The organism is Enterococcus sp. S53 (assembly GCF_016516865.1).
In the GTDB taxonomy this organism is placed as follows: domain Bacteria; phylum Bacillota; class Bacilli; order Lactobacillales; family Enterococcaceae; genus Enterococcus_D; species Enterococcus_D innesii.
Map to the genome: position 1 here is coordinate 14,132 of NZ_JACVUH010000017.1, position 24,417 is coordinate 38,548.

At 42.7% G+C, this 24,417-nt stretch carries 23 protein-coding genes; 2 read left to right on the forward strand and 21 right to left on the reverse strand.

All coding sequences use genetic code 11. The features are described from left to right. Window positions 1-8: 8 nt before the first annotated feature. The 21 genes from hisF to IAE45_RS16015 all read right to left on the reverse strand — a co-directional run bounded on the left by hisF (window position 9) and on the right by IAE45_RS16015 (window position 21,547). Window positions 9-767, reverse strand: coding sequence for an imidazole glycerol phosphate synthase subunit HisF (gene hisF / locus IAE45_RS15915; RefSeq protein WP_086293280.1), 759 nt, complete (start codon window positions 765-767; stop codon window positions 9-11). Next, window positions 764-1,483, reverse strand: a complete 720-nt coding sequence (gene hisA / locus IAE45_RS15920; protein WP_194199805.1) for a 1-(5-phosphoribosyl)-5-[(5-phosphoribosylamino)methylideneamino]imidazole-4-carboxamide isomerase — start codon at window positions 1,481-1,483, stop codon at window positions 764-766. Before hisA ends, hisF begins: the two co-directional genes overlap by 4 nt. Continuing rightward, on the reverse strand, window positions 1,480-2,103 hold the full coding sequence (gene hisH / locus IAE45_RS15925) for an imidazole glycerol phosphate synthase subunit HisH (RefSeq protein ID WP_200126012.1): 624 nt from the start codon (window positions 2,101-2,103) through the stop codon (window positions 1,480-1,482). The genes hisA and hisH overlap by 4 nt, the downstream gene beginning before the upstream one ends. A gap of 65 nt (window positions 2,104-2,168) precedes the next feature. After that, entirely contained in the window at window positions 2,169-2,762 is a 594-nt protein-coding gene (gene hisB, locus IAE45_RS15930) for an imidazoleglycerol-phosphate dehydratase HisB (protein WP_086293286.1), read from the reverse strand. Beyond that, a complete protein-coding gene (gene hisC / locus IAE45_RS15935; protein WP_200126014.1) occupies window positions 2,759-3,817 on the reverse strand; it encodes a histidinol-phosphate transaminase in 1,059 nt (352 codons plus the stop codon). The genes hisB and hisC overlap by 4 nt, the downstream gene beginning before the upstream one ends. Beyond that, window positions 3,814-5,094, reverse strand: a complete 1,281-nt coding sequence (gene hisD, locus IAE45_RS15940; protein WP_200126016.1) for a histidinol dehydrogenase — start codon at window positions 5,092-5,094, stop codon at window positions 3,814-3,816. Before hisD ends, hisC begins: the two co-directional genes overlap by 4 nt. Continuing rightward, on the reverse strand, window positions 5,091-6,650 hold the full coding sequence (gene hisG, locus IAE45_RS15945) for an ATP phosphoribosyltransferase (protein ID WP_010747551.1): 1,560 nt from the start codon (window positions 6,648-6,650) through the stop codon (window positions 5,091-5,093). The genes hisD and hisG overlap by 4 nt, the downstream gene beginning before the upstream one ends. A gap of 452 nt (window positions 6,651-7,102) precedes the next feature. After that, the gene (locus IAE45_RS15950) at window positions 7,103-7,945 is read right to left on the reverse strand and encodes a Cof-type HAD-IIB family hydrolase (protein WP_200126018.1); all 843 of its coding nucleotides are present in this window, start codon (window positions 7,943-7,945) and stop codon (window positions 7,103-7,105) included. Between the two features lie 249 nt (window positions 7,946-8,194). Beyond that, window positions 8,195-8,578: a DUF7006 family protein gene (locus IAE45_RS15955; protein ID WP_195266056.1), complete on the reverse strand. Its 384-nt coding sequence runs from the start codon at window positions 8,576-8,578 to the stop codon at window positions 8,195-8,197. Between the two features lie 552 nt (window positions 8,579-9,130). Next, a complete protein-coding gene (locus IAE45_RS15960; RefSeq protein WP_200126020.1) occupies window positions 9,131-9,787 on the reverse strand; it encodes an HAD family hydrolase in 657 nt (218 codons plus the stop codon). 276 nt (window positions 9,788-10,063) lie between these two features. Continuing rightward, window positions 10,064-10,678, reverse strand: a complete 615-nt coding sequence (locus IAE45_RS15965; RefSeq protein ID WP_077454014.1) for a transcriptional regulator — start codon at window positions 10,676-10,678, stop codon at window positions 10,064-10,066. A 252-nt stretch (window positions 10,679-10,930) separates the two neighbouring features. Continuing rightward, complete coding sequence (locus IAE45_RS15970; RefSeq protein ID WP_200126022.1) at window positions 10,931-12,199, reverse strand: CapA family protein; 1,269 nt, start codon at window positions 12,197-12,199, stop codon at window positions 10,931-10,933. Between the two features lie 302 nt (window positions 12,200-12,501). Further along, window positions 12,502-14,643 (reverse strand): BglG family transcription antiterminator, encoded by a 2,142-nt coding sequence (locus IAE45_RS15975; RefSeq protein WP_200126024.1) that lies wholly within the window; start codon window positions 14,641-14,643, stop codon window positions 12,502-12,504. A 23-nt stretch (window positions 14,644-14,666) separates the two neighbouring features. Next, window positions 14,667-15,572 carry a 4-hydroxy-tetrahydrodipicolinate synthase gene (dapA, locus tag IAE45_RS15980; protein WP_200126026.1) on the reverse strand — a complete coding sequence of 302 codons (906 nt, stop codon included), beginning with the start codon at window positions 15,570-15,572 and terminating at the stop codon, window positions 14,667-14,669. Continuing rightward, the gene (locus IAE45_RS15985; RefSeq protein WP_200126028.1) at window positions 15,569-16,234 is read right to left on the reverse strand and encodes an SIS domain-containing protein; all 666 of its coding nucleotides are present in this window, start codon (window positions 16,232-16,234) and stop codon (window positions 15,569-15,571) included. Before IAE45_RS15985 ends, dapA begins: the two co-directional genes overlap by 4 nt. A 24-nt stretch (window positions 16,235-16,258) precedes the next feature. After that, the gene (locus IAE45_RS15990; protein WP_077454019.1) at window positions 16,259-17,545 is read right to left on the reverse strand and encodes a PTS ascorbate transporter subunit IIC; all 1,287 of its coding nucleotides are present in this window, start codon (window positions 17,543-17,545) and stop codon (window positions 16,259-16,261) included. Window positions 17,546-17,570: 25 nt separating this feature from the next. Continuing rightward, on the reverse strand, window positions 17,571-17,936 hold the full coding sequence (locus IAE45_RS15995; RefSeq protein ID WP_140966256.1) for a PTS sugar transporter subunit IIB: 366 nt from the start codon (window positions 17,934-17,936) through the stop codon (window positions 17,571-17,573). 1 nt (window position 17,937) lies between these two features. After that, complete coding sequence (locus tag IAE45_RS16000) at window positions 17,938-18,384, reverse strand: PTS sugar transporter subunit IIA (RefSeq protein ID WP_200126030.1); 447 nt, start codon at window positions 18,382-18,384, stop codon at window positions 17,938-17,940. A 429-nt stretch (window positions 18,385-18,813) separates the two neighbouring features. Beyond that, window positions 18,814-18,945, reverse strand: a complete 132-nt coding sequence (locus tag IAE45_RS16005; protein WP_005237465.1) for a hypothetical protein — start codon at window positions 18,943-18,945, stop codon at window positions 18,814-18,816. Further along, window positions 18,942-21,080 (reverse strand): ferrous iron transport protein B, encoded by a 2,139-nt coding sequence (feoB, locus tag IAE45_RS16010; RefSeq protein WP_200126032.1) that lies wholly within the window; start codon window positions 21,078-21,080, stop codon window positions 18,942-18,944. The genes IAE45_RS16005 and feoB overlap by 4 nt, the downstream gene beginning before the upstream one ends. Next, on the reverse strand, window positions 21,077-21,547 hold the full coding sequence (locus IAE45_RS16015) for a FeoA family protein (RefSeq protein WP_086293300.1): 471 nt from the start codon (window positions 21,545-21,547) through the stop codon (window positions 21,077-21,079). Before IAE45_RS16015 ends, feoB begins: the two co-directional genes overlap by 4 nt. A gap of 357 nt (window positions 21,548-21,904) precedes the next feature. On the opposite strand from IAE45_RS16015, the gene nrdH reads away from it, so the two are divergent. Together nrdH and nrdE are read left to right on the forward strand one after the other, a co-directional pair. Further along, entirely contained in the window at window positions 21,905-22,129 is a 225-nt protein-coding gene (gene nrdH / locus IAE45_RS16020) for a glutaredoxin-like protein NrdH (RefSeq protein WP_005225182.1), read from the forward strand. Window positions 22,130-22,226: 97 nt separating this feature from the next. Beyond that, window positions 22,227-24,386, forward strand: coding sequence for a class 1b ribonucleoside-diphosphate reductase subunit alpha (nrdE, locus tag IAE45_RS16025; protein ID WP_200126034.1), 2,160 nt, complete (start codon window positions 22,227-22,229; stop codon window positions 24,384-24,386). Window positions 24,387-24,417 lie beyond the last annotated feature (31 nt).

The window sequence follows — 24,417 nt, forward strand, 5'->3', positions numbered from 1 at the left end:
TGCCAACGCTATACGATTCGTACGGGAATATCAACGGCCTGTAATTGTTTTTTCAGCTCTGGGATTTTTACCTCGCCATAGTGAAAAATCGAGGCTGCCAACCCTGCTTCAATATTTGGCAATTGAAACAGCTCGATAAAATCGGCACTTTTGCCAGCACCACCGGATGCGACGATCGGTAATTTGGTGATTTCGCTGACAGCTTTCAGCAAGTCGAGATCAAACCCCTGCTTCACGCCATCGGTATCCATGCTGTTGATGACTAGTTCACCAGCACCTAACTGCTCAGCTTGGTGAATCCACGCCAATGCTTCTAAGCCTGTATCTTCCCGTCCGCCTTTGGCAAACACATGCCAGTTCTCCCCGACGCGGCGAACATCAACGGATAAAACAACGCACTGGCTGCCATAGCGTTTCGCGCCTTCTGCGATCAGCTCTGGTCGGCGAAGCGCTCCCGAATTGACGCTGACTTTGTCGGCGCCACAGTTTAAGACTCGCTCAAAATCTGCTACTTGATTGATGCCACCGCCCACCGTCAAGGGAATAAACACTTCTGACGCTACGCGCTGCAAAATGTCCGTGAATAAGCCGCGTTCTTCTGCAGAAGCAGTAATGTCATAAAAAACCAGCTCATCGGCGCCTTGTTCATTGTAAAAGCGCGCCAAAGTCACCGGATCATTGACATCTTTTAAGCCAGCAAAGTTGACCCCTTTCACGACTCGCCCATCTCGCACATCAAGGCAAGGAATGATTCGTTTGGCGATCATGCTTCTGCCTCCCCTGCTGCTAAGACATCGGCCAATTGGAGACTGCCGTTATATAAGGATTTCCCGACGATCACGCCAGAGATGCCCAACTGTTTTAATCCTTTGATATCTGCCAATGAAGCCACGCCGCCAGATGCCACGATGTCGCAATCCAATTGATTGAGTTTTTCGTATAGCGGCAGATTGATGCCTTCTCCTGTACCGTCACGGGAGATTTCGGTAAAGATGATCGTTTGCGCTCCCCATGCCACCAATTGTTGGCAAAAAGTAAACGCGTCTGTTGCCGTTTTCTCGAGCCAGCCTTCCACTGCCACTTTTTCTTCCTTGGCATCGACACCAATGGCGATCTTGTTGCCGTATTTCTTGAGCATCGCTTTTGTGAATGCTGGGTCTTTCTGGGCAATCGTGCCGAGGATCACCCGATGAACGCCTGCTGCCAAACAATGCTGGATCGTTTCTTCCTCACGGATTCCGCCGCCGACTTCGACAAACAGATTGGTCTGCTGGACGATGTTTTTTGCGACATCAAAGTAATGGAGTTTGCCGGCTTTGGCACCATCTAAGTCGACGAGGTGTAGGTAGTTGGCACCTTCTTCTTCAAATGAACGAGCAAATGCTACTGGATCATCTCCAAACACTTCTTTTTGCTCATAGTCTCCTTGGTACAAACGGACCACTTTTTGATCTAACAGATCGATTGCTGGAAAAATTTTCATAGCGGCACCTCCGTGAATGCTTTTAAAATCTTCAACCCGACAGCCCCGCTTTTTTCTGGGTGAAACTGAGTGCCGAAGACATTGTCTTTTTGCACGATACCGGGAATCGCCAGACCATAGTCACTGTCTGCTATGACATACTCTTGGCAATCAGCAGCAAAATAACTGTGGACATAGTAGACAAAGTCTTGTTCCCCTAACCCGCTGACGAGGGGGCTTTCTTTTCTGACATTCAACCGATTCCAACCAATCTGTGGCACTTTCAGATTCAGTTTGGCTTCTTCAAAGGCGCTTTGCATGGAAACGATCCTTCCTGGAATCAAACCGAGCCCCGCATGTGTGCCAAACTCCTCACTACTATCAAACAACAGCTGCATCCCTAAACAAATGCCTAAAAAGGGTTTGCCAGCTGCTGCCAATTCTTGGATCGGTTCGATCAGCGACAACTCTGCTAACTTTTGGCGGGCATCGCCAAAAGCGCCTACGCCAGGTAAAAGAATGCGGTCGGCAGCTTTTAATTCCGCTAGTGAACGCGTGATTCGGCACTCAACACCCAAGTAGTCCAGCGACCGAGACAAGCTGAACAAATTGCCGACACCATAGTCGATGATTGCTAACATAATACGCCCCTTTCCTTATCTCATCCATCTGTGTGGAAGATACGTAATCATTTCCCCCTCATGAATCACTGGATCGTCCCTTTGGTTGAAGGGATCTCATCTGGGGCTGCTTGATTGATCGCTACTGCTTCACCTAAAGCACGCCCAAAGCCTTTAAAGCACGCTTCCACAATGTGGTGGCTGTTTTTGCCAGCGATTTGATGGAGATGGATCGTAGCACCTAATTCACGGGCAAAAGCAATGAAGAATTCTTCAACCAATTCCGTATCAAACTGCTGCCCGATTTTTTCACTCGGTATCGCCAATTCTGCGACTGCCATGCCGCGACCGCTAATATCGATCGCCGTCATGACTAAGGCTTCGTCCATTGGCAGCAGCATACTACCATAACGTTTGATGCCTCGTCGCTCCCCAAGACTTTCTGAAAACGCTCGGCCAATGGCGATGGCAACGTCTTCTGTTGTGTGATGGGCATCTACTTCTGTATCGCCATCACAAACCAACGTCAAATCAAAGCGACCGTGGCGGACAAATAATTCCAGCATGTGGTCTAAAAACCCCACACCAGTCTTGATTGATTGCTGACCAGTACCATCGATCGTCAACTGCAGGTGGATCTTGGTTTCAGTCGTATTACGGGTAACTTCTGCTTTTCTCATTCCTTCACCTCTTCTATGATCGTTGTTAACACCGTCATCAATCGTTCCATCTGGGCCTTCGTTCCTACCGTGATCCGTAAGTACTCTTTGATGAGGGGCTGATTAAACCAGCGGACGAAGATTTTCTGCTCTTTCAGTGCCTGATACAACTCTTCCCCAGCAATCGCAGGGTGCCTTGCAAACAAAAAATTCCCTTGGCTGTCGGTCTGCTCAAAGCCGAGTTTCGCTAGGGCTTGCTTGCTCCACTCACGCACCTGGATCGTTGCTTGGATTTTCTCATCGACATACGCTTGTTCCTGCAAAACGGCTGCACCAGCGGCTTGGGTCAAACTATTGACATTGTAAGGATTCAAGCTAAATTTCAACCGATTCAAGTCTTGGATCAGTCCTTCATTAGCAACCGCAAAGCCTAGGCGTGCCCCTGCCAACTGCCGAGATTTTGAAAACGTCCCCACGACTAAGAGATTTGGGTATTGATCGATCATAGAAACCATTGAAGAGCCGCCAAAATCGATATAGGCCTCATCGACAATCACTAAGCGATCAGGATGCCGTTTTAGAAAGGCACAAATTTCGCTTTGTTCTTGATAAACCCCAGTCGGCGCATTGGGATTGGCAAAAATGACAGTCCCTTTGAGCGAATCGTAGTCCGTTAACGCGATCGAGAAATCTTCTTGCAGCGGAACAACGGTGGCAGCGACTTGGTACAAGACACTATACACTTGATAAAACCCATAGGTCACATCGGGAAAGGCGATGCCGTTTTCCGTGAAGCCTTGAAAGAGATAGGACAAGACTTCGTCACTGCCATTACCGAGAAACAGCTGGGCTGGTGTAACGCCAAGATAAGCAGCCAGAGGGGTTGTCACCACTTCAGCAGCAATATCCGAGTAACGATTTAGCTTGTGGGCGGCATCGGCAACCGCTGCTTGAACACTTGGCGCTGGCGGATAAGGACTTTCATTGGTGTTCAGTTTAATAACGGCTTGCTCGTCTACTTGTTCCCCTGGTGTATAAGGAGTCAGCTTGTGATACTTTTGATGTAAAAAGGTCATTTTTCTCCCTCTCTTCGTACATTGATCGAACGGGCATGGCCGATCAAGTCTTCGGTCTCTGCGAACAACGCTATGGCTGGACCAGCCGCCTTCATGGCTGCTTCTGGGTAATACAAGTAGCTGCTTTTCTTAATAAAATCATCCACGGATAACGGCGAGTAAAAACGGGCGGTCCCTTCCGTCGGTAGGGTATGATTTGGTCCAGCAAAATAATCTCCCAGCACTTCTGGTGTATGATGTCCTAAAAAGACACTGCCCGCATTTTCTACTTGTCCCAACAAAGCAAAAGGATCTGCCACTGCTAATTCAAGGTGTTCTGGAGCAATTTGATTGGCAATGGTAAGTGCTTCGGTCAAATCTTTGACTAGGATCAGCTTTCCGCTAGATTCAAGCGCCGCAGCAGCAATGTCTTTACGGGGCAGTTGCTTCAGCTGCAAGTCAAGCTCGGCTTGGACTTCTTCAATCAGGGCTGCTTCTGTTGTGACTAAGATGGCTTGCGCTAACGTATCATGTTCGGCTTGTGCCAAAAGATCCGCCGCCAGCCAGCGAGGATTTGCACTGGCATCGGCGATGATCAGCACATCGCTGGGCCCTGCGATCATATCGATATCAACTTCGCCGTACACCATTTTTTTCGCTGTGGCGACATAGATATTTCCTGGGCCGACGATTTTGTCGACTTTGGGAATCGTTTCTGTTCCATAAGCCAATGCCGCTACGCCATGGGCCCCACCGACTTTGTAGATTTCATCCACTCCGGCAACGGAAGCTGCCGCTAAGATAGCAGCCGGAACTTTTCCCTGACTGTCCGTCGGTGTGATCATAACGATTTTTTTAACCCCGGCGATTTTTGCCGGCAAGACATCCATCAAAACCGTACTAGGATAAGCTGCTGTGCCGCCAGGAACATAGACCCCGACTTTTGCTAATGGCAAGACCCGCTGTCCCATCACAACACCATTTTCCTTCGTTAAGACAAAGCCTTGCTGGACTTGCTTTTGATGAAATGCCAAAGTGTTTTCTTTTGCCTGTTCCATCACCTCAAGCAGCTCAGGGGAGACGGCTTGGACAGCCGCGTCTATCTCCCCTGGACTGACGGTTAAGGAAGACAAGGTCACTTGATCGATTTCTTCAATTAATTGAAACAACGCCTGATCTCCTTGCTGCTGAACACGGGCAATGATTTGGGCGACAACGGTTGAAACATCCTTCGTTTCCGACTGTTTCCTTGCCACAATCGTTTCGATCGTATCTTTTTGGGTCGAAAAAATTCTCATAATTGCTCCCTCACCTTCTCAATCACTGTTTGAATACGTTCTTGCTTGAAACGCCACGTGGCGTGGTTGATCACTAAACGCGCTGAAGACGGCGCGATGTCTTGGATCACTTCTAAATCATTTTCTTTTAGTGTCGTCCCCGTTTCGACGATGTCAACGATCACATCGGAGAGACCTAATAAAGGAGCCAATTCAATGGATCCATGCAGTTGGATCAATTCCACCGAGCGACCTAATCCTTGATAAAACTGGCGGGTGATCTGCGGATATTTTGTAGAGACCCGCAGCGGGCGGGAGAAGTCTTCCTCGAAATCCGTACGCGCCGCTACTGCCAAACGGCAGACCCCCATATGCAAATCAAGAAACTCGATGACTTCTGCCTTGCTTTCCATTAAAATATCTTTGCCCACGACACCGATATCCGCCACTCCGTGCTCCACATAGATTGCCACATCACTAGGCTTGACTAAGAAAAAGCGCAGTTTGTTTTCTTCATCACAAAAAATCAGTTGGCGATTGTCTTTGAAGACGCCTTGCGCAGCGACTCCAGCTTTCGTGAACAAATCGTATACGGCATCCCCCATGCGGCCTTTAGGTAGCGCAATGTTCAAATAGCCTGAACTTTCGTTGTCAGTCGGCACCTTTTGCCCTACATGGTTGAGTTTCATACCAAAACCGATCGCCCCTTGCTCTTTGCCTTGGCGACTCATCAAGCGATCATAACGGCCCCCATATAAAATCGTCTCTCTTGCTTCTTCGATGAATCCTTGAAACAGCAAACCACTGTAATAATCGGCATCATTTAAAATCGAAAAATCCAGCCTTATCCGAATGGAGGCTGACAGTTGTTCTTTTTGCAATGCTTGATACAGTTGTTTCAGTTCTGCTAAACCAGCTTGAGCTTGCGGATATTCTGCCAGCAGCTCTTTGGCTTTTTGATACTTGGTTTCAAAATCACCTGACAAACGTACCAGTTTCGCTAATTTTTCAGCTTCTGTTGCTGACAAGCCAGCTTTTTCAGTCAGTGCATCCATGCCATGAGAACTCTTGTCTCGCAGGCAGTGCAGTACTTTTTGTCGATCCGCTTCGGGGAAGCGTTGGCAGATGCCATCCAAAATCCCCATATGGGACAGATCTAAGGTCCCTTTTCCCACCTGAGCCAAACTTTCCCAAGCCAGTTTTACAACCTCCAGTTGATCTTCCCACGTGATTTGATCAATGAGCTCCAAACCGATTTGATCGATCTTTTGGTATTCCCCTGCTTGACGATCCTGTCGATAGACATCTTCCACATAATACACTCTACGGGCTTCTCCAGACGGTGTATTTTTGGCAATCGACAAGGTGACATCGGGTTTTAGCGCCATCGTCCTACCATCCGTACCCGTAAACGTGATGATGGAAGAACCACGTAAGAACTGATCATTTTGCTGATAGTTGCGATACTCTTCAAAGTTGTTCGAGTGATAAGGGGAAAAATGATGCTGCGTATACAATTTTCTTAATTTCAGTTCGACTTGTTCGGCTGGTTTCAATACATTCCATAACTCTTCCACACTTATCACTCCTATTTCATGCCACTGATCCGGCTTTTCCGTTGTTAAAACTAAATTTTTTCATCGGTTCACCATCAGTTTTTCTAATAATACTAATGGTTTTGCCATAAATAAGCAATGGTATTTTTCGAAATATTCTGGATTTTTTCAAAGTAAATCTAGCAATTATTCTTAATAAAGAACTGTCTCTGCAAAAAGGACCAAAATAAAACGAACCGATTCTTCGTTTTGTTTTGGTCCTTTACTATTTTCTATAAACAGTAGCTTGGGCATTCACCCATTCATTCTTATACAGTCTTGCGAAATACCTTTACTAGACACGTGCTTTCCTCTTCATTATAGAACAAGTCTTTTTTTCATACTTATTCAAAATAACAAAAAAGGTGTTTCCCATCGTCTTTATGAAACCTGACTAGCATAAAAAAGCATGTGCTGGACATGCTTTTTGGTGGCTACACAAGACCGTGCTTTTGTAACGCTTGCGCAATCCCGCCGTCTTCTGGTCGAGCCGTCACCTCGTCAGCTACTGCCAATAGCTGTTCACAGGCATTGCCCATCGCAATTCCTGTCGCAACAGCTTCAAACATTTCGACATCATTATGGCCGTCACCAAACGCCAATGTATCTTTGTTATCGATCCCTAGATGGTTCAAGAGAAAATCGATAGCTGTTTTCTTATGGATATTCTTGATGCCGATCTCGCCACTGTCTTTGCCAAAAACAGGTACCGTACTGCGAATCATTTGGAATTGATGGTGGTATTGGTCATGGACCCGTTCATAAGGAATCGAATGATTGATAAAGGAAACTTTATTCACGTCATCATAATCAATTTTCGCTTCGTCCTCAATCAGTAAGTCAAGGAACCACTGAATAGTTTGAACGCGTTGTTTTCCTGCTTCACTTTCAACAGGCTCACCTGCCAAGACGATCTCCAGCAAGCGATTTCGTAGATTGGTACTTGCAAATAATCCTTGATTCGATTCTAAATAATATTCGATTTGGTTTTCTTTTAAGAAATCGACCAATCTTAATAAAGCTTCTTTTTCAAAAACTTTGTGTAAAATCACCTCATCGTGCACCTCACAATAACCGCCGCCGGCACCAATCATTCCGCTTAAGGGCAGGGTCAGTACATCTTCTGTGATTTCGGCTTTTGAACGACCGGTACATAAGAAAAACTCATGTCCCTTCTTATGTGCCGCTGTGATCGCTTGGCGTGCACTTTCTGGTACGTTCCCCGCGTCATCACATAATGTTCCATCTACATCTAAAAAGACAATTTTTTTCGTCATTTCTTTCCCTCTTTTCTCACTCAATCAATAAAGCGCTCACATGAACGTACTTGCCGAATACAAGATGTCAAGATCAGCTACTTAGATTTAGTATAACAAATCACAAGGAAAGTGCGCTAGACTATTTTAATTGATCATAAGATGGGATTCTGTTATTGTGGTCGCTCTTTCTATTCCTTTACTCCGTGTTCATCACGCTATTACTCCATGTGTTTTTTCTTGAGATGGTTGAATTTTCCTAAATTGTGCTTACTCCTCACTTAAATAAATTAAGCTCCATTTTGGTAGTTGATTGTTTTTTTGGCCTGTAAGCTCGCGATAATAAGATTTTTTATCATTTTTGATCATACAAATTATTTCATGCTCATCCATACAAAACTCTTGGCATAAGTTTGTTCTACTATTTTCAAAAAGTTCCAGTAAAATTTGAATCTGCGCATCTATTGCTAGAAGTGCTTTGAGCTGAACAAATAAACTCTTTGATTGATCATAGTAAATGTGCTCAAATTCATCACAGAGTTCTTGATAATAATGGAAGATTTTTGGATAATCAGTCACTACCCCTACACTTAGCAACACTTCTTTTGAATAACACAAATAGTCTTTCGGTTCCTTGATATTTTCTGATATCATATCCTTACTCCTTTACATCTATGTTTTTTTCGGTGAAAGTAGCGCTATCACTTCTGCTCGCTTTGATTTTCTTCCGCTAGGTGTTTTTATTCGCTCAGACAAATTGAAGCTTAGCTGTCCAAAAACGACTAAAAGTGATTGGGTCCTTAGCTCTTACCAGTGCAGACACGTTAAGAAAATCAGTTACTCCTATTATAGTTTCCCTTTCGTGTCCTCTTATAATTACTTTTTATTAAATAAGAGAAATAAGAGTGAAAAAGTGGCGGACAACTCGTCTCCTTCTACTAAAAAGTAGTGCTCGAACGAAACTAGATCGGTTCTAGTAAAAAGAAAATGACTACAATATCGATAAAAATCAACAGATAGCTAAAGTTGTTGCTTCAAGGAACAAAGACACCCCCTATACATACCAAAAAAACCAATAATCGAATCTATCGATCATTGGTCGAAACCTTAAATATTTTGTTGGAAGAAGACGTTCAGTCCATACTATTTTATCACTCTACAGGTCAAAAATAGTATGGACTTTGGGACAGTGTCAGTAAAAATGGATCAAGCATAAATATAATCTAAAATCTCCTGCGGTGTCTCTGCCACAGCATCTGGTTTTTCGGCAGAAAGTTTTTTTGCATTGTGGCTGCCCCACGTTACGGCGATGGTTTTGACACCAGCTGCTTTGCCCATCTGAATATCAAAAATAGCATCTCCTACCATGATCGTCTTGGTCGGATCAAACTGATACTGCGTTACTAATTGATTGATTCCTTCTGGATGAGGCTTGTAGTGGGACACCGCATCTGAGCCGATGATTTCCTCAAAGAAATCCACAAGATCCTGAGCAGCCAAGTTTCGTTTGACGACTGCTGTCTTCTTACTTGAAACGACGAAACAAGGAACCTTTCGTTTATTTAAAATCTCTAAGATATGGGGAATTTCAGGAAATACTTTCAAGGTACTTTCTTCATATGTTTGGTAATAGGCACGAAAAATCTGAATCAATTCCGCTGCGATTTCTTGATCTAATGGCTGTTCTGACATTTTAAAAAATGATTCTTCGATCGGTATCCCCATATAATGTTCAATGACTACTTCACTGGGTACTTTGAGTCCCATCTCTGTAAAAGCCGCTTTTGTTGCCTTAACACTGCACTCTTTTGAATCCAATAAAGTTCCGTCCAAATCAAATATCACACACTCAATCTTCTTCACGCCATTTCCTCCTCTGAAAGATACTACAACACTTTTCTACCAAGCACTTTTTAAATCCTGCAGTATTCCTTTTCATTACTGATTATCTCTATTTTAACACTAAAAAAAAGCATTATCATAATTTTCAATACCATCACTCATTTAATACTAATGTTTTTATATAAAAAAACGACTCAATTTGAAAACAGAGTCGCTTCTACAAAATAGACTGATTTAAAGAGGTTTACTCTTGATAGAAAAAGCTTCAATACACTTCTTATCACACATTGGTTCTTTTTATTGTAAAATATAGCCTTTGCCCCAAGCGGTTCGCACCCGCTTTTCAGTATAGTCGTATTCATCTAGTTTTTCATTGATGCGTTTCGCTAATATCGACAACTGGGATTTTCTTGAGTTCGTTCCACCATTCCCCCAAATTTTCCAACACAAATCTTCCCGGTTGATGAATTGTTCTTCTCCTAAATTGTTAAAAAAAATCTGTTCTTGCAGACTAAGAAACTTAGGAAAGGATTCTTTTGTGACGGATGCTTTTTCTAATTTACGACTATTTGGTGGTAATGCTGCTAAAAATTCTCTCAGCTCGACAAAAGAGCGATTCAGGTACGTGGCATTCTCAGCTTTTTCAATCATACCTTCTTGTTCACGATCCCCTGCCAAGATGCGGACGATCCGCTGTTGATAATAAGGAGCCAATGTCTGATTGATCAATAAAAATTCTGGATCAGCAATTGTTTCACTGACAAATAAACAGTCAAATAACTTGGCGCTTTCTATCAACCATTCTTCCTCTTCCGTAGTTCTCCCTACGAATACTTCATGACTCAACATCTGTAGCTCCCGCTGCAAATCAATCTCATATGATATGTTTTTTGTCAGTATAATAATTCTCATGACACATCCTGCTTTCATTCCCCATTTATTCAGAAATCATTTACTGAATCCATTCGGACTCATTTCTGAATGCTTTATGTTGACATTATTACTTATTTTTGTCCGCTTGAGGTGTCATTTTTTGTTCATAAATACTGATATGGTGTCATGTTTTGTGGGAAAGCCCAACGTTCATTTCATAATTCGTTTTTTCGATAACCTATAAAAAACAACCATTGTCAGATTGCCGTATTTGCCATTTTGAGTTTCTCATCACTGCTCCCACTTCAAATCCAACAGCTCCAGCATTTCATGGTAGACGGTTTCGATTCGCTGGCGCTTTTCTTCAGGGACATTTTTGGCATATCGCCCATCTGGCAGATAATCTTCAGCAAGGCAGACTTGAAAATCAAAGGCCTGCAAGACGCCGTATTCTGGATCATAATAGGTACGATCAGGGATTGGTTCTTTGGAGACCCAAGTTGGATGCAAGGCAATCTGGCTTAAATAGGTTCGCTGCCCTTCTTTGGAGATTTCAACTTCTGGAATGACGCCTCGTTCGGTCCAATAGTTGTCATTGACGGTTTCATAACGTTGATTCGACAGTAAGTTCCCCATTGAGTAAATGATAAATTTCTTTTCGCCGTCCTTTTCGATGATTTCGGTTGGTTCTGCTACATGCGGATGGCCGCCGAAGATAATATCAGCACCAAAATCGATCATCTTCCGATAAACAGTTTGTTGTTCTTCCGTTGGTTCTAAAGAATACTCAACACCAGACTGAGGCATCACGATGGTGATATCCGCCAAGCTTTCCGCTTCTTTGATCTCTGCTTCCACTTTATCTAACGACAAGTCTTTCAAGTAGGTATCATACTCTGCTTGAGTTAAGCTTTCTTCAAGGCCATTGAAGCCGTAGGCATAGGCCAAGAGAGCAACTTTGATCCCGTTGACTTCTTTGACCAGGATTCCACTGTTGTCGACCGTGACACCAATCGTTGCCAAGCCTTGGTCGTGAAAAGCAGCCGCCGTCGTTTTGATTCCTTCGATCCCCGTATCTAAAATATGGTTATGGGCAAGATCGATCACATCAAAGCCCGCGTCTTTGATGCTGGCAACAGCATCGATAGGGGCGTTGAATAAGGGAAAACCGCCGAGCGGTTTATTAGGATTGATGGTTCCTTCAAAATCACCTAAAGCAAGGTCCGCCGATGCAATCAACGGGTTGACCTGCTCAAAATCGTTGTCAAAATCATAACGCTTTCCGTCGTAAGCGCTTAAATAAACAGGTGTATGATAAAGCATATCACCACTAGCTGTCACTGTGATAGTTTTTATTGCTGGCTTTGTTTCGGTAGAACTACTTGTTTCTTGCATTGTTTTTGTCGGTTTTGTCGACTCTGCTGTAAGACGCTGTTCGGGGATACCTATCGCTTGAATCACTAGATAAATCACTCCAAGTGTGATTGCCAGCAGCGCTACACTTAACCCCGCAATGATCCGCTGCCTTTTCTGACGCTCCCGTCTTCGTTGTTGTCTCATACCCTCACCCTTTCACTCTGCTTTATCAAAAACCTATCTTCGTTTACGTTCTACCTAGATTCCCTGCTTCCTTCTCTGCGAGTCCCACTAAATAATATCTTTTTATTAAATAATTATACTATACTTATCAGCCCTTTAATAGGTCATTTTACAAAGCATAAAAAAACAGCCCGATCGTAATCGAACTGTTTCACACATCTCTTAGCAGTGGATTCCTCTAAAATCATTCCTGCAGGTCTGTGTTGTCTAAGGTCTTGTATCATTTAGTATCTTAGGCTACGATTTTTAGCTAAGGATTCTTCTCATTCATCATGAATGATAGACTTCCGATCATATATGGACTCCGTATCCCCTGTACGTAAAAGCTCTACAAACCATTGATAAACTGTTTCCGGACATTCATGTTTTTCTAATTCTTGAAAAAAATCTTTGGATTCAATAAGGGTAATAAACTGAGTCATCGCATTTAGATGCTGCTTGCTGTCTAACGCAGAAAGGGTAAAGATGTACTTTACAGGAATCGTTCCCAAGACATATACTTCAGATTCTAACGTTGTCAATCCCATGCCAAGTTTTTTTGCACCTGCTTCAGGAACCGTATGCGGTAAGGCAACTTGATCGAATATCACCATATAAGCGCCTTCTGATCGGGTTTGTTGAATGATCGAATCGATGTAATTTCTAGTGATGATCTTTCTTTCAATCAATGGATTGGCTGCGAGATAAAAGGCCTCTTCCCACGTTCTGACTTTTTTGTTTAATTGTATCAATTCTGGACGCATCATATCCAACAGCATTGCAGGTTCTTTTGACTTTTTCTCTTTTTGAGACATGATAGATGCCGTTGGCGAGCAGGTCTCTTGTACAAATTTCTCTAGATGATGTCGCAGAGCTGACTCGCTAGTAACTGTTGAATATTGTTGAATAATTTGCATCAAGCCGTCGATCGTAACAGTATTGGGCTTGATACTTGTACTGGTTTCAAATTTGACATCTAAAAATAACTGGGTTCGTTCCTCGTAAGACATGATCGGGTTTACTACAAAAATCGGTTTTTTTAACGGATAAAGTTGAAAGTTGGGTTTTGTCGTAAAAATGATATCGTACGACTGATCAAATGAATGTAGTTCGCTTGTTTCAATCGGTCCCAATAAGATAAAAGAGGGAAAGATTTCCTTTAATTCATTGTAAATGATTGCTGAGCTTCCAATACCATTTGGGCAAACAACGACCCCCACTTTTTGTTGCACCATATATTCTTCAGAATTCCTGATCAAAAGCGCAAAGTGCATGGTTAAAAAGGCTACTTCTTCATCTGGAAGCTTTGAATCAAAACTATCACTGATTGGTCTCAAGGTTTCTTTTACGATCTGATAAAGGTCATTATATTTTTCAAAAATTTTCTCCTGCATAGGATTGATGATCGGTAATCGAAACAGCATTCGGAAATAGGTCGGTCGAAAATGACTATATAATTGCTTGATGACAGAGTGTTTATCCTTGAAACGAATACCTGAAAGCAATTCAAATCGCTCGACAATTCTTTCTACCAAGTCAATGATGACCAAATTTCCTTGAAGCCATTCCTTTTCATTCCCTAATGCCATTCCCAGTACCCACCCACAGAGATAGTTCTTTTCTATACTATTCATCACCCCTGCGTTTTCTAAAACTTCTTCAGCAAAACGGTACTCCTTCATTTTTACTAACTCATGATCATTAGAAAAGGTCTTTAGATCAAATTCATTCAAGCCCATTCTTGGGTATAAAAAAATAAGGATATAGTTCAATTCAATCAACCTATTTTCAACTAACTCTATCGCATGTTTTTCTAAAAGAAGAGAAAGATAGGTGTCCTGATCATCCGCCAATTGTATTCGTTCATTATGAATAAAGTAACGGTAAATAAAATCATCGTCCTTGCTAGTCACATCTTCCAAAATCATTCGAAATAAAGCGTAACGAATCATCAGTTCATCACCTGTTAAGTGATACCCCTCTTTTCTCGAGTAACTGATTGAAATATCATACCCCTGCAATTCCGCTTGTAATTTACGCAGATCACTCATAAAGGTTGTTTTGCCGATTTTTAACGCATCTAAAAAATGGTTGACCGACAGATAGTCTTTCTCGTAGTAAAAGAGCGTCAAAAAGATATATTTTCCTCGTTCTTTTGAACTCATCTCATAATATTTAAACATACGCTCACGTAAAAATGACTCCAACAAATATTCCTTGCTTTTTTCAGGAAGTCGAATCACACTTTCCTTATTCACGCTAAGTGGTAGTTTTTGGGCAGATAGAAACTGGTTGATTTTATCAATGGTATACTCTATTTGAGTGCGGTTCATAGAATAATTCCGCTGAAGATAATCGTAACTGATGGTCGGTTTTTCAATCAGAGCCATCATCATCTTTCTCGTCCTATAGTCAATTTTTACCATCAATGTTCCCCCATTTCTGCAGCCTACTGTTCTACTTTCAATGTAAATCCTTCCGCTTGTACATATTTTTGAAGCACTTGATCTACCTGCTGCTTTTCTTCTTTAGTAAGATCTAGCACAGGCAATTTCGGTAAGCCCACGTCTTGCCCAATTGTCCTCAGACAATACTTTAAACCGGCCGGGATTGTCGAGAGTTTGCAGGCCTCTCTAAAATCATCAATACTTGCTTGTGCTTGCCGCGCTTGTTCTATGTTTCCAGCTACAAATTGTTCATAGATCGCCACATCTGTTTTCGTCACAACATTTGCGGTTGAAGCCACAGAGCCATCTGCTCCTAACTGTAGCGCTTCTAAAATCTTAGAGTCGCTTCCCATCAGCAAAGAGAAATCCTCTCGATGATTTAATTCAAGATAGCCCTTGAAGTTTTCTAGATCACCGCTTGAATCTTTTATCCCAATAATCGAGTCAATTTTGAGTAATTCCGAGAAAACATGACGATTGATGAAATTTCTAGTATTTGGCGGAATATTGTACAAAATGATTGGTAATGTCGTTTGCTCAGCAATCACACGGTAATGATGAATCAGCTCCTCATCGGTATACTTCAAAAGATATGGCGTTATGATGGAAGCAGCATCAACGCCGATTTTTGCAAACTCATTTACTAATTCAATCACTTTATTCGTTGCGATGTCTCCGGCACCTGCAAATACTGGTACTCTGCCCGATACTTCATCGACAACGATTTTGGCAAACTGGATTTTCTCTTCTTTGCTTAAGGTATGAAATTCGCCATTGGTTCCTAAAATAAACAACCCGTGGACACCACCAGCAATCAAATGCCTGACAAGCTTTCTGGTGCCCTCTTCATTGATGCCGTTCTCATTTAATGGTGTGACCATTGCTGGTATAATTCCTCTGATTTTCATTGTGTAAGCTCCTTTTTTGTCGTTGCTCCTAAGCTTCCCCCTGGATGCCATTTAAGGTAATCTTCTAAATTGATTTCTTTTGCTTCTTGCAGCAACACCGACAGAATCTGCAGCTGGATCATTTGGGCAATCACAGAGGAACGTGGCGGTTTATTCAATGAGTCCCCTTCTTGGGAAACATAAGAAGACAATGTGACTTCAGCACAGGAAGCTAGGGAAGAATCTTCATTTCCTGTTATCGCTAAAATTACAGCGCCATTAGCTTTTAAGGTAGCAAGCGCATATTCTAATTCTTTGGTATTCCCACTATTACTTATCGCAATCACTACATCGCCAGCCACGACTTGTCCTGCCGATCCGTGCACGGTTTCGGTTGTGTCTAAAAAATAGGCGGGTGTACCGACAGATGAGAAAAGTGAAGCTGCATAGCCTGCTACATAGGAACATTTTCCCACGCCGGTTACATGAACGCGCTTATGATTTTTTTCTGCATGGAGAATAAGTTCTTTGGCCTTCACCATCTGTTGATAGACTTCTTCGTCTTCAAGCCGATAAAATTGAGCATCGCTTTGGGCTTTTAAATTCGTACTATATGCAAACAAAACGTTTTTTTCATTCAATACAGATGTTCCTTTCTTATAGCAAGGAGAAATGGTATTCATCCTTCTCCTTGCTAATCATACTGTTTAACTAAATAGTTTTAAGATTTTGTCTAGTAAAATTCCGATAATATTGTAGTCGATTTGAGGAAATCCAGCGTCTGTGATGCCTAATTCAGAAAAAGCTGGGAAAAGCACCAAAGGCAATGCAGTCAGCAAAATACCGCCTAAGAAGGATGCGATGATCGCCCCTTTCAACCCGCCTCTTATTGAACCAAAGACACCCATGGTTCCACCCGAGAAAAAAGCAATCCCAGCTGCTGGCAAAAGCACAACGGGAGAACCCATAGCAGCCATGGCAAACGTCGCTGTTAACCCACCTATAAACGAGGTAATAAAACCGACAGGAACCATGGTTGGCGCATATTGGAAAAACACAGGAACATCTACTGCCGGCATTGATCCCGGGATATATTTTTCAGAGATCGCCACGAAGGCAGCCGTTAATTCAGCAATAAATTGACGCACACCATAAATCAGTACAGACATCCCCGCCGCAAATTGCAACCCTTGAATCAACGGATACAAGAACCATAAGTCGTTGCCAGCCATTTCTTGAACGACATCCATATGACCACTTATAACTGCTGCGATCGTTGCAATGTAGAAAAGAATAATCATGAAAAATGCAACAGAGAAGACAAAATCTCGGAATACGGAGAAGAAATCAGGAAGCTCGCGATTGGCTGCTTTCTCTTTCTTTGCTTGCCAATTTTTCCCGCCAATGACACTGCCGATGACACCTGAGAACCAGTAAAAAATCAAGTTAAAGTGACCTAGTGCAACCCCTGCATTACCTGTCAGCTCATCTGTATATTTCTGAGCCAATTTGGGCAACCCTGCTCCTGCAAAACCTAGCACCAAAGAACCAAAGATAACTGTTACCCAAGTGGGCATACCATTCGAAATAAAAATCAACCCAATGACAGCAGCAAAGAAAAGATAATGCTGACCGGTTAAGAAAATTGATTTTAAAGGCGTCAATTTCGCAATAACTAATCCGAATATGAACCCTAGCCCCATAATCATTGATATTTCAAAACCATATACATCCATAGCTAACGCTGTAGCAGGCTCTACTGCTAGAACCGTCCCTTGAACACCAAATGCGGTCTGAAACAACGTGGCGAAATTTGCAGCAATCGTTCCTACATGACCACCACCAATATTAAAAATCATAAACCCAATGCCCACTTTGAGGACACCGCTCAGGGTCTCCTTCGCAGGCTTTCTTTGTGCAAGTAACCCGATCAAAGCCAAAATCATTAGCAACACAGCAGTATTTCTGAATTGGTTCATTACTAAAATTGCCATTCAATTTATTCCTCGCTCCATCAATTTATTTTGTTTGCATCGTTTCAAGAAATGTTTCTAGTTTTCCTTGGATCTCTTCTTTACTCATAATATTTTGAATGCCTATGACTTCATAAGGTTTGTTTTGAAAATCAGGTTCCGCTGCGATATCTGCCATACTCATAAAGGCATCGCCGGTAAAACCAATGAGAACGTCTAGATTTCCATGAATTGTTTCAATAGGATAGCCGTTTTCTTCAATCACTGATTTTACTTTTATGTGAAGCAACGTTGAACTCCCCATCCCTGCACGGCATGCAACCGCTATCAAATATTTCTTGCCAATACTCGCCTTAGGCTTTGCATCTGATTGGATCGATGCATCATTTTTCTTTTTTTGAAAAAATCCCATCTTAACTCCTCGTTTCTTCTAATAGTTGTATAAATGCTTCTGGTGTCTCCACATTTGCTAAACGATCAATGATACTGTCCCTTGCTAAAACCTCTGCTAACTCACCCATCAGTTCCAAATGACTCGTCGGGTCTATCGCTGCTAAACAAAAAATGACTTTCACTGGATCATTGGGCGAACCAAATGAGATGGGGGTATTTAATGTCATCGCACTTAGTCCTAAGCGACAAACCCCATCTTCTGATCGGGCATGCGCCAAAGCAAACCCAGGCATAAGCACGATATACGGCCCGGCATCTAAGACGGATTGAATCATCGCTTCGACATACTGTTTTGTAACGTTGCCATTCCTCAATAACGGCTGGGCAACTTTTTTGATTGCTTCTTGCCAACTGGTACTCTCTTGCTGAAGTAAAATGTTTTCTTTTGTTAATAATGTAGTTTGCAAACGACAATTTCCTTTCTAAAAAAATTTCTTTAGGTTTTAGTAAAGAATTTCTCGAGATAATTCCTATACACACACTATAAGTGAAAAGTTTCGGCCTGAATAGACGATTTTAGACCACATGTTTGTACACGCTTCCAGATTAAGTGAACTGCTCTTCTCAAAAAGACCAGGTATACTGGCTATTTTTTTTATTAGCCTCCATTTTTTCTCGATAACCTTCTTGAGCAGTTCACAAAACTTATTCCATCAAGGAAAAAGTGAACCAAAAATGGACAGATCTTTTGCTTGCATCCACAAAAAAAGAAGCTCTTAAATAAACTAAGAACTTCTTAAGGCAAACACTCTATTCATGGCTATAGATCTACCGTTTTAATTGTATTTCTAGCCGTAGGTATTTTCACACGAATTTTTACTTGCAACTGCTATTTTCTACTTTGCTTCCTCATGCTTCACGGGACAACTGCTGTGGCAATCAGAACAATGATCCTTTTTCACCATACGGTAAACCACACGGCCGCCATAGCCAAAGATCAGTCCGCTTAGAATTACTGTAGCAATCATTTTTCGCCTCCTACGACTTGGATCAAGGGCGCACTCCCTCGGAATGGTTTCTTCACCAGAGCAAATACCAATAGACCAGTAACGACTATTGCCGCGAAAACACCTAGCGTGAGGTGTCCGCCTTCAAAGATGACGTGTCCGAATTGGTAGACCAACAAACTGGCGCAGTACGCCAAGCCACATTGATAGCCAATGGCTAACCATGTCCACTTGCTGTCCCCCATTTCACGGTGGATCGCACCGATGGCAGCAAAACAGGGGGCACATAGTAAATTAAAGACGAGGAAAGAGTATGCCGCCACAGCAGTGTAATCGCCGCGCAACACTTGCCAAATCTCCGTACCACTTTCTGACAACTCACCGGTTTGTCCGTAGAGAATCCCGAATGTGCCGATCACATTTTCTTTGGCCACCAAGCCAGTGATCGTCGCCACGGCGCCTCGCCAGGTTCCCCAGCCTAGGGGAGCAAAAAGCGGCGCCAAAAGTCGACCGAAAAAGGCCAAAATGCTTTGGTCTTCACTGACCCGCTGCAAGGCAAAGTTGTAGCTGGAGGTAAACCAGACAAAGATACAAGCTACAAAAATTATCGTACCGGCTTTTTTTACAAAAGCAACGGCTCGATCACAGGCACTTTTCAAAATCGTTGTGAGCTGCGGCAAATGATACGCTGGCAGTTCCATAATGAATGGTGCCAGATCACCCGAAAAAAGCGGCGTTTTTTTCAAGACGATCCCTGAAAAAATCACAGCGCCCATGCCGACAAAATAGGCCGATGGTGCGACCCAACTATACTGAGGGAAAAAGGCTCCGGAGATCAATGCGATGATCGGCAATTTGGCAGAACAAGGCATGAAGGTCGTGACCATCACCGTCAACCGACGATCCTTTTCGTTTTCAATCGTTCGGCTTGCCATCACCCCCGGCACGCCGCAGCCTGTGGCAATCAACATAGGGATAAACGACTTGCCGGATAGACCAAATTTGCGAAACAACCGGTCCATGACAAATGCCACCCGTGCCATGTATCCACAGTCCTCCAAGATAGCCAAGCAAAAAAACAACACGAAAATCTGCGGCAAAAAGCCTAAGACCGCACCGACCCCTGCCACGATGCCATCCAAAATCAATTCTTGCAGCCACTGGGCGACCCGCAGCTGTTCTAGCCAGTGCGCTGCTGTTTCGGGTATCCAGCTGCCAAATAATACATCATTGACCCAATCGGTGCCGATCGTGCCAATCGTCTGAATCGATAAATAGTAGATTCCCCACATAATGAAGGCAAAAATTGGTAGCGCCAATACGCGATGGGTCAACACGCGGTCGATTTTGTCGCTGAAGGCTAAGTGCTGATCTGTTTCCTTGATGACTGCCAGCGCCAACAATTTTTCAATGAAGCCATAGCGCTCATTAACGAGAATGGCGTCACTGCTGTCTTTAAAGATCATCTCTAAAATCGAAATCGTCTCCTGAAGGACTGCTTGCTGGGAATCAGTCAGTTTACACATTGCTTGAATCGCTTCATCTTTTTCAAAGAGTTTTAGGGCAAACCAGCGTTTTTGTTGCTGAGGGATCGTCTCTGGCAAAATCGCCATAATCTCGGTCAAGCCAGCTTCTAAACGATCATCGTAGCGGGGAGGGAGCTGTTGTGTGTTGACTGCGTGCTTCGCTGCCTCGATCATTTTGGCTAAACCACGTTGTTTCAAAGCACTGATCCCCACTACCGGAATCCCTAATCCGTAAGCCAATTTTTCGAAGTTGATCTGCAAGCCTTTTTTCTTTAATAGATCGATCATGTTGATGGCTGCCACGGTGGGAACATTCATTTCTAATAATTGCAAGGTTAAATACAGATTTCGCTCAAGATTAGTTCCGTCAATAATATTGATTACCGCATCCAGCGATGCTTCCATCAAATAATTGCGGGAAATCAGTTCTTCCGGCGTATAAGGCGACAAGGAATAGATCCCGGGCAGATCTTGGATCAACACGTGCCGGTCTTTTCTCAGTCGCCCCGCTTTACGTTCTACGGTGACACCCGGCCAATTGCCCACTGTTTGTTTGGCACCAGTCAATTGATTGAAAGTACTTGTTTTCCCGCTATTGGGATTTCCTGCTAATGCAAAGTGATAGGTCATACCGTTTCGACTCCTTTTTCGACAAAAACCAACGCTGCTTCTTGCTTTCTCAAAGACAATTCATAGCCGCGGAGCCGAATCTCCATTGGATCACCCAATGGAGCCAGTTTCACTACTTCCAAATGTACGTTTTTCGTAAGACCCATATCCATCAAACGACGGCGCAAAGCACCTTTTGCACCAATCTGATTGACCTTCCCGCTTTCACCGACTTGTAGCTGATCTAAAGAGGTAATGACGGTTTGCTGCTGGATCTCTGTGACATCGATTTGTTCCATGACCCTTGCATCTAAAGCAATCCGCGTTCCCTGGTGCAAAATGATGCCGCCTTTGCGATCTTTTTGTACCACAACGATGTCAACGCCCGTGCGAATGCCAAGATCGTTTAAATGAGCCGTGATTTCTTTGGTGGTTGCCAACGAGTCGATTTTGTATGTCCCAGAAGCCCGAGTTTGCGCCATTTTCATTGGTTCTTACTCCTTTTGTGAAGTGTTGTTTTAATTAACCTACTTTAATTGAGAATGATTATCATTATAATAGAGCCATTTCCACAGGAAGTCAATCTGTTTTCGACTTAACTTTGAATTTCCCTTCACAATGGAGATTTTTTTTACTCATTTTGATTGCATATCCCCTTTAATAATTACGCAAAAACCTTGTAATTCTACGTATTTTCCGCTTTTTTCATTTGCATAAAAAACACAGAAACACTATAAATTGTGTATGTCGAATTCACAAGCACAAGATATAGTGTTTTTTCGTTGACTTTCTCCGAGACTTATTTATACTAGGTTTATAACTATTACAACTCGGAGGAAACAATTATGAATATCAAACTATTTTCTAAAAACAACTGCATGCAATGTAAAATGGCGAAACGCTTTTTAAGTGAAAATCAGATTGCCTTTGAAGAAATCAATATCGATAATGAGCCTGAAGCATTAGAATTTTTGAAAGAACAAGGATTCCAAAGTGTGCCAGTCATTACCTCTGATGCGCAAACGATCATCGGTTTCCGTCCAGATCAACTACGTCAATTAGCGAGCTAAGATTTTTCTCAATGTGATGCTTTTGAGGGATTTGTCAGTCGTCCAGACCGCAAGTCCTTTTTTATACGAACAAAACAAGAAAAGAGGTTAGCCATTTATGAGCTTGAAAGAAATCAAAGATGTCAGTTATTTCAAATTGAATAATGAGATCAACCGTCCAGTAGATGGTCAAATTCCATTAAATAAAGACAAAGAAGCCCTAGCGGCATTCTTTAAAGAAAACGTTGAACCAAACACCTTAACCTTTGCGACTGCAATGGACAAAATCAATTATTTGATTGAAAATGATTATTTAGAAGAAGAATTTATCAAAAAGTACCGTCCTGCTTTTATTGAGGACTTGTATCAATTCTTAGACGAGCAACACTTTACTTTCAAATCATTTATGGCTGCTTACAAGTTTTATTCACAATACGCACTAAAAACCAATGATGGTACCGCGTATCTAGAACGTTACGAAGATCGGGTCGCTTTCAACGCCCTTTACTTTGCGGATGGCAATGAAGAGTTAGCCATGAGCTTGGCAGATGAAATGATCTACCAACGTTACCAACCAGCAACTCCTTCTTTCTTGAATGCAGGACGCAAACGTCGGGGTGAATTGGTTTCTTGTTTCTTGATCCAAATCACTGATGACATGAACGCGATCGGTCGTGGGATCAACTCCGCGCTGCAACTTTCACGGATCGGCGGCGGTGTCGGGATCACATTATCAAACTTGCGGGAAGCCGGCGCGCCTATCAAAGGCTACGAAGGTGCAGCAAGTGGTGTAATGCCTGTAATGAAATTGTTTGAAGATAGCTTCAGCTATTCAAACCAATTGGGTCAACGGCAAGGGGCTGGCGTGGTCTACTTGAACGTCTTCCACCCAGATATCATCAGCTTTTTATCAGCGAAAAAAGAAAATGCGGATGAAAAAATCCGTGTCAAAACCTTATCATTAGGTGTGATCGTACCTGACAAATTCTACGAATTGACGCGTAAAAATGAAGAGATGTATCTCTTTAGTCCGTACAGTGTCGAAAAAGAATATGGCGTACCCTTCTCTTATGTCGATATCACCAAGGAATACGACAACTTAGTTATGAATCCACGGATTCGCAAAACCAAAATCAGAGCCCGTGATTTAGAAAACGAAATTTCTAAATTGCAGCAAGAATCTGGTTATCCTTATATCATCAATATCGATACCGCAAACCGCAGCAACCCAATCGATGGCAAGATCATCATGAGTAATCTTTGTTCCGAGATCCTTCAAGTCCAAGCACCATCTGTGATCAACGGCAAACAAGAATACGAGGTTTTAGGAACAGATATCAGCTGTAACTTAGGTTCCACCAATATCGTGAACTTGATGGACAGCCCTGACTTTGGGAAATCTGTTCGAGCAATGACTCGTGCCTTGACCTTCGTTACTGATGCGTCTGACATTGACGTGGTACCATCGATCCAAAATGGGAATGCCTTGAACCACACGATCGGTTTAGGCGCAATGGGCTTGCATACCTATTTTGCAAAAAATCAAATGGAATATGGTTCACCAGAATCTCTTGAATTTACTGATCTTTATTTCATGTTGTTGAACTATTGGACATTGGTTGAAAGCAATGCCATCGCCAAAGAAAAAGGCGAAGTTTTCCATAACTTTGAAAAATCAGCTTATGCAGATGGCAGCTACTTCACCGATTATATCCAAGGTGACTACCAACCAAAATCGGAAAAAGTCAAAGCATTGTTTGAAGGCGTCTTTTTACCAACTGGTGAAGATTGGGCAGCCTTGGCACAAACCGTCAAAGAAACCGGCTTGTATCACCAAAACCGCTTAGCCGTTGCACCAAATGGTTCGATCTCTTATATTAATGATACGAGTGCCAGCATCCACCCGATCACTCGGATGATCGAAGAACGCCAAGAAAAGAAAATCGGCAAGATCTATTATCCAGCACCTTACTTGAGCAATGAGACGATCGGCTACTACAAATCAGCCTACGATATGGATATGCGCAAAGTGATCGATGTTTACGCAACTGCTCAAAAACACGTCGATCAAGGGATGAGTATGACCTTGTTTATGCGTTCAGATATTCCAGAAGGTCTTTACGAATGGAAAGAAACGACAAAACAAACCACCCGTGATTTGAACATCTTGCGTCACTACGCTTTCCACAAAGGCATCAAATCGATCTACTATGTACGGACCTTTACAGATGATGCAGAAGAGATCGGCAGCAACCAATGTGAAAGCTGTGTCATCTAATCCAACTTTTGCCTGAAAACGAACTAACCGC